This is a genomic window from Kaistia terrae (assembly GCF_026344005.1).
GTDB classification, from domain to species: Bacteria; Pseudomonadota; Alphaproteobacteria; order Rhizobiales; family Kaistiaceae; genus Kaistia; species Kaistia terrae.
This window is the reverse complement of the sequence record NZ_JAPKNH010000016.1, coordinates 49,598-55,623: the sequence shown is the minus strand read 5'-3', so window position 1 is coordinate 55,623 and position 6,026 is coordinate 49,598. Positions and strand designations below refer to the sequence as shown.

The 6,026-nt window shown below is 60.3% G+C and carries 7 protein-coding genes; 2 read left to right on the top strand and 5 right to left on the bottom strand.

The genetic code is table 11. The features are described from left to right. The coding region (locus OSH12_RS25150) for a hypothetical protein (protein ID WP_266346397.1) at window positions 1–723 on the top strand (723 nt) is incomplete at its 5' end. A gap of 464 nt (window positions 724–1,187) precedes the next feature. On the opposite strand, the gene OSH12_RS26300 is transcribed toward OSH12_RS25150, so the two are convergent. The 4 genes from OSH12_RS26300 to imm45 form a co-directional block, all read right to left on the bottom strand. Beyond that, window positions 1,188–1,538, bottom strand: coding sequence for a MerR family transcriptional regulator (locus OSH12_RS26300; RefSeq protein ID WP_380225572.1), 351 nt, complete (start codon window positions 1,536–1,538; stop codon window positions 1,188–1,190). A gap of 554 nt (window positions 1,539–2,092) precedes the next feature. After that, window positions 2,093–3,640: a sensor histidine kinase gene (locus tag OSH12_RS25145; RefSeq protein WP_266346396.1), complete on the bottom strand. Its 1,548-nt coding sequence runs from the start codon at window positions 3,638–3,640 to the stop codon at window positions 2,093–2,095. Window positions 3,641–3,732: 92 nt separating this feature from the next. Continuing rightward, entirely contained in the window at window positions 3,733–4,035 is a 303-nt protein-coding gene (locus OSH12_RS25140; RefSeq protein WP_266346395.1) for a DUF982 domain-containing protein, read from the bottom strand. A 461-nt stretch (window positions 4,036–4,496) separates the two neighbouring features. Beyond that, the gene (gene imm45, locus OSH12_RS26295) at window positions 4,497–4,802 is read right to left on the bottom strand and encodes an Imm45 family immunity protein (protein ID WP_380225568.1); all 306 of its coding nucleotides are present in this window, start codon (window positions 4,800–4,802) and stop codon (window positions 4,497–4,499) included. A 31-nt stretch (window positions 4,803–4,833) separates the two neighbouring features. Between imm45 and OSH12_RS25135 the strand changes: the two genes are divergently transcribed. Next, window positions 4,834–5,097 carry a hypothetical protein gene (locus tag OSH12_RS25135; RefSeq protein WP_266346394.1) on the top strand — a complete coding sequence of 88 codons (264 nt, stop codon included), beginning with the start codon at window positions 4,834–4,836 and terminating at the stop codon, window positions 5,095–5,097. Window positions 5,098–5,380: 283 nt separating this feature from the next. On the opposite strand, the gene OSH12_RS25130 is transcribed toward OSH12_RS25135, so the two are convergent. Beyond that, entirely contained in the window at window positions 5,381–6,025 is a 645-nt protein-coding gene (locus OSH12_RS25130; protein ID WP_266346393.1) for a hypothetical protein, read from the bottom strand. Between the last annotated feature and the right edge of the window lies 1 nt (window position 6,026).

Below are 6,026 nucleotides of genomic sequence, written 5' to 3'. Positions count from 1 at the left end.
GCAATCCCTCGGACGCCCATCTCTGAGCGCGCACGGAAGAAGGCCGAGGAGCTGACCGGCGCGGTCCATGAGGCAGAGCGGATCCTCCGCGGCGACATGTTCGCGGTCTATAGACGAGATATCGCAACCGCTCTCGTTGCTCAACTGGACGCCGCCGCGGATGTGGCAGGCCCTGTACTGAACCAACTTCGAACCGGCGAAGCCAAGGCGACCACAGCGGAGATTAGCCAGCGGCTGGCGCTCGTCGTCGGCTCGAACCCATCCGCCGGCAAGGGTGACGCGGCCATCTACGGCCGGATGCTGGCCGAACGGGTTGGAGCTCAAGAGCCGACAGTCGGCGCGCTCGAAGCTGCGTGCGTGCGCATCATGGACACCCAGACGTTCCTACCCTCGATAGCGGAAGTGCTCGCCGCCCTGAAATCGGAGGAAGCGCTGCAGGCTAGGTGGATCGCCTTGCTGTTGCGGCTGCCGGAGGCCCGCCAAGGTCTCCTCGATGCAATCGCAGCGGAAGAGCAGCGCACGCTCGAGCGGCGCGCCAGCGTGAAGCGCACCATGCGCTGGCATCTCGAACGAGGCCGGCCCTTCCCGCCGCCACACACTACCAACGAGCACGACATCATGGCCGAGGTTCAGACCGAGATGGCCCGCGATGGGGTAGCGCCCGGCAGCGTCCCCTTTGTCGAGGGCGACAGCTGGTGGAAGTCGACCAGCGCCGATGTTTGAACTTTGGAACGGAGAAGTGACCCGATGACGAGCGGCCCTTACAGCGGTGCTTGGAAGCCCCATCAATCGCGAACCGATATATGGGCAAATGCCGATGGTAGCGAGAGTCGCACATCGCCGCGCGATGCGCGCGAACGGCTACTGCGGATAGCCACTTTGTCGGTGGATGAGGCGGCATTGCGCCTGAGCATGTCGCGGAACCAAGCCTACAAGGCTAGGTGCTGCGTTATTGATTCTGTCGCGGTTCTCTCGCGGATACTGAAGCAGCCCGGCTCGGCCTTCGTTCGAATGCCGCTTCCCGAGTCAGGCGAGGCCACTGGCGGCGTTCCGCATGGTGACCGCCACCCGGGCAACCGCCACCATCCAAGAGCCTGCTGTGGGGCTCCGCAGGCGATTGCGCGCGACGCTGGTTTCGCTCCCACGTGCGTGCAGGTGCACGGCGCTCGTGAGGGTTGGGTCACTCTTTATCCGTGAGCACGACGAGGTTCGGGGATAGTGGCCATGACCGCCTCGATGGCACGACACTGGTTTGCATAAGCCGCGTCCGCATCGGACTGGATCGCAGACAGTCGCTTTCGGAGGTAGTCCTCTCGCACCGCTGGTGTCATGGACCGCATGGTCTCGATCTCCCGCAAAGAAAAGCCGGCGGCCGACCACGCTACAACATTGCGAACCCAATCGCGGTCTGCGGTGGTGTAGATGCGATCTAGGCCACGCCTCTCCGGGTTCAAAATCCCGATCTGCTCCCAGAACCGTAGAGTACGATATGTCAGGTGGAACTCCGCAGCGAGGTCTCCAATGCCATATTCTGCCATCCTCGCCCTCCATGGTCAGTAGGCTCGTGACAGTTCAGGATAGTCCCGATTGCGGCGTCAAGCCCCTTTGGACCGAGGCGATGTCAGCATTTGCAAGAAAACGGGGCGCTTCAGGTTTCTTCAGGCCGGGCCGAGGCCGCCATGGGCCATCTTGATTTCCCTTGATTGAATTCAACCTGGCACCGCCTAGCCGCTATCGCCCGTTAGAAAACGGCTTGCCTGCGCCAATGTCTACATTTGACAGCCGTTAGCCGTTTCCCGAGTCAGGCGAGGCCACCGGCGGAGATTTGGGACCGACGCGCTACCCGCCAGCCCGCATGAGGCAAAATCTAGCCAGCGACTCCCGCAGGCGATTTGCGGAAGTCAGGAACTTCCCTCGCGTGCGTGCAAGTGCGCGGCGCGCGTCAGGCGGCCCTAGCAGGAGCTTTGCCAATCGCGAGAATGTTCACATTTGTTGACTCCCGCCCCCCCCCCGAATTCACGGGCGAATACGGGGACCAGGCAGGAGGCAAGGGCCACATCGAACCGTAGGGTAGGAGACTAGGAGCTTGGGCTCATGACGTCCCCGTCATTGATGTTGTCATCCTGGCCTTCAGATTTTCTACGGAAGAGATAAGTGAAAGCTCAATGCCTTCAGATGCGTAACGTAGGTCTACGCGCCCGTTGAAATCGGTGAGTACCGTGTTAATCATCTTGGTGCCAAAGCCAAGCTTTGACGGCTCTTGTACATGGGGCCCGCCGGACTCCTGCCACAAGAATTTGAAGATCTGGCCTCCCTCCTCTCTTAAAACATTCCAACTGATCGATACATTTCCGCTTTGCGCCGAGAGGGAGCCATACTTTGTGGCATTCGTAGCTAGCTCGTTAATCGCTAGGGTGAGAGAGAGAGCCTGCTTAGGGCCAAGGTCTAGCGCCGGACCTTTAAAACTAATGCGTCCTGCCGATTGATGCGCCGCGATAGCCCCACTCACTACGTCGTAGAGAGAAACTTCACCGGTACTGGATAGCGTCAGAATGTCGTGGGCGCGACCGAAGGCAACGAGCCTTCCTCGAAAAGCCGCCAGTTGCGCGTCATGCTCTTGGCCTCGCAATGTTTGAGTTGCTATGGCGCTCACAATAGCCAATGTGTTTTTGACACGATGCCTCAACTCTTCATTGAGAAATATCAGATGTTCTTCCGATTTTACATGATCGGTAACATCTATACCTTCGACAAATATGCCTGAAACGCTACCATCATCTTCAATTATCGGCTGGTAGACAAAGTCTACTACCAATGACCGCGAGGGCAAATTGTCTTTCCCAATGAGTTCCATCGGCACCCGTCTCCCGACATGAGCAATGCCGGTGGTGAAGACGGTGTTTAAAAGCTCAACAAATCCTTGCTCTGCTGCCTCGGGTATTGCTTCATGAACTGACCGGCCCACTAAGGGCCGACTTCCGACCAATCGCACAAACGCTGAATTTGTGAGTTCAAAGACATGGTTTGAACCTCGCAGAACCGCCATAAAGCCTGGAGCTTGGTGGAAGAGCATATTTAAACGCTGAGCTTCTGCCTTCACTCGCGCTGCTGCCAGATGATGCTTGGTTATATCGTTGCATATGACCAGCACCCCCCCAATTTTGCCTTCCAAATCGATCGGCGAATAGCTGTAGGTCCACCAGACGTCCTCGCGCGCGCCGTTGCGGGTAATGGGAACCAGCCGATCCTCATCCCAAGTAGAGCCATTGCCAGCGAGGACGCTCTCGATCTGCGGGCCAATGATTGGCCATATCTCTTGCCAACAATCTTTGCCACGGTCGCCAAGAGCGCTTGGATGCCTCTCGGGCCCCATCGTTTCGCGATAACCATCGTTGTAGAATTGGATGAGGTCGGTCCCCCACCAAATGAACATGGGGTGACGTGTATTAAGCAAGAGACGGACGGTAAGCCGGAGACTTTGCGGCCACGTCTCGGGAGCGCCCATAGGGCTGTCGGCCCAATCATGCGACCGCATAAGTCGGCCCATCTCGCCGCCACCAGAAAGAAAACTCGCTGAGCTCTTCGCAACCAAAGCGAACCCCAATCTTTCGGTCAGCCATTTCTCCAACGCGGCATACATGAGCGCTTATTGTAAACGTTAGTACAGGGGGCTGAGCGCGGCTGTGATCCGAGGCGCTGAAGGCGGTCGTGAATTGTCGCTTGAGGCTCAGACTAAACTCGCCTCCGCCCTCGGCGCGGGGGCTGATCTGTTTGTGGAGTAGGCCGTACATTGTCGGGCGCCAGAATGTCGGCCTCTTCCGCCGCCAGGACGAACGCGGCGCGGGCGGCTTCCGTGTCGGCCTTGTCTTCCAGCGCCGCCAGACACGCGAGCTTGGCCATACGATGCAGGTCGGACGATTTGAACGGTTCCGGCCATCGGTAAACCAGCCACTCGGCCGCGCGCTCGACATCCCCGATGGCCTGCCTACTGCCAGCACCTACCCAAACGAAGACTGGTTTAAAGATGCGGGTCATTGCCTGTTCCAGCTAGGGCGAGATGTCGACATGCCCACCAGCACGATGCACGCCATTACCTAACTTGACGCTACGTCAATCCGGTGCGCCAATTGCGCGTGACCGTCAGGCACAAGCCCCCCGCCCCACCTGACGGCATCCGCCCGCCGGCCGCCAAAACAGCCGGCGGGTGTGTAGTTGCCACCCGGCCGAAACATCGGCCCAGTGGGCTAGACCTGTGCCAACATTTCCCGAGCTGCCGTGAACAGCGCCCGGACCTCGCGCCGGGTGGCGATGGCCGAGCTCGTATAAAGCCCATGACTGTACCGTCCGTTCCGCTCACCCTTCGGTGCCCCGCCCCGGGCGCCATGGCATCGGCACACGGTCCAGCCCCTCACGGCCGGCGCCTCGCAGCGCAAACCAGTAGACCGCCTTGGCTATGCAACGGGGCGCAATCCGGCTAACTGCGACGGCGCCCTATGTCATTCGGGCTCGGGGGCCAATGAAGAATACCCCCTGACTACGTAGACCCGATCAACGGGAGTCGAAGGGAAAACCCATTTGCTCCAGTTCGCCAACAGCCAGTCACTGTCTATCGCTCCAGTAGGACCCGCCTCGGGTGGCAATACCTGTGGCACCAGCCCGGCCTTGTAACCTGTCGTCACGAGCAAGGCGTTTACCTGCGACGGCAGGACCACCAGCATGAAATCAACCCAGTCCTCATAGGGCGCAATTGCTGGAAAGCGAAGCACCGTGCCAGAGTAAATCCGGGCCTCGGGCCAATCCATGAGAGCTGTCGGAATCATTGGGGTGGGGCCTATGCGCGAAGAGCAGGATAATGCGGGACAGTCGGATCAGGCGCTGGCTCAAGTTGCGGCGGCGGGGCTGGTCGCCACGAAGGTGATGGATTGTCTGCTCCAGACGCTGATGAACAAGAGCATTCTTTTGCCCTCTGAGGTCAATGACATCTATCGTGCCTCCGCCCTGTTGATCCAACAGGCGATTCCGGCGGATGACCACACGAAAAAGGTTCAGGAACTGGCACTGGCCGACCTCGCCGACCGCCTGGGTGAGACGGATTAGGGCCGGCGCTAAAACTGAGCCAGTATCTCCCGCGCGGCGATGAACAGTGCCCGCATCTCCCGGCGAGCATCGATAGCCTCGCCCGTGTAAAGCCCATGCCGGTATAGACCGTGACGCTCGCCCTTCGGAGCGCCGCCGCGTGCCCCGTGACAGCGGCAAACCCTCCAGCCACGGACGGCTGGGGCGCGGCACTGGAAGCCGCTGCGCTTCGCCTTAGCGGTGCAACGAGGTGCATTCCGGGCGGCGGACAGACGGTCTATGGGGTTATCCATGATTTCGGTCGTCACCCCCTCCGGCCTCCCCCTTGCTGGACATCGCCGACGATGGCTTGGCCGCCGTTCTCCACGGTCACAGTCTGGTGCTGCACGCGGATCGTCTGCACGCCGCTGGACCGATAGCGCTTCATCGCCTCTACCTGGGCCGCGAACGTCCGCTGCATCTTGGTCGCCATGTTCACATAGCGCTCGATGCTGTCGATGTGACCGGACTTCATGGCCGTGGCCAGGAGGCGCACAGAGGCCTCATGCGTCCCGAGCATCTGCACCGCCAGAGCCGCCTCAATCTGGTCGTTGGGCTGGATTCCACCGATGAAGGCCAGCGCAGCGTTCAGTTCCTCCTCGTCGGTCGCGTTGCCGGATGTCCTGACGAGCCCCAGCTGACGCCATGCGAAATCGTTGGAGCCACCCCCGAACGTTTCGCGCAGATGGACCATAAAGCCGTCCGCGTCGTTATGAGGGCAACCGATGATAGGCGGCCCGTCCGGCTGGATCTCCATAGTCACTTTGATCGGTTGCGTTCGGTCTATCTGCCGCGCCGCTGCCTGCTGTATCGCCTTCTGCGTCCGCTGCCCTGGCTCGGGCCGTGAGGATACGGGCACTGGGTCTGTCGGGCGCAGGGGCACGACCTTGGATTTCGTTGGCTTGGCCATG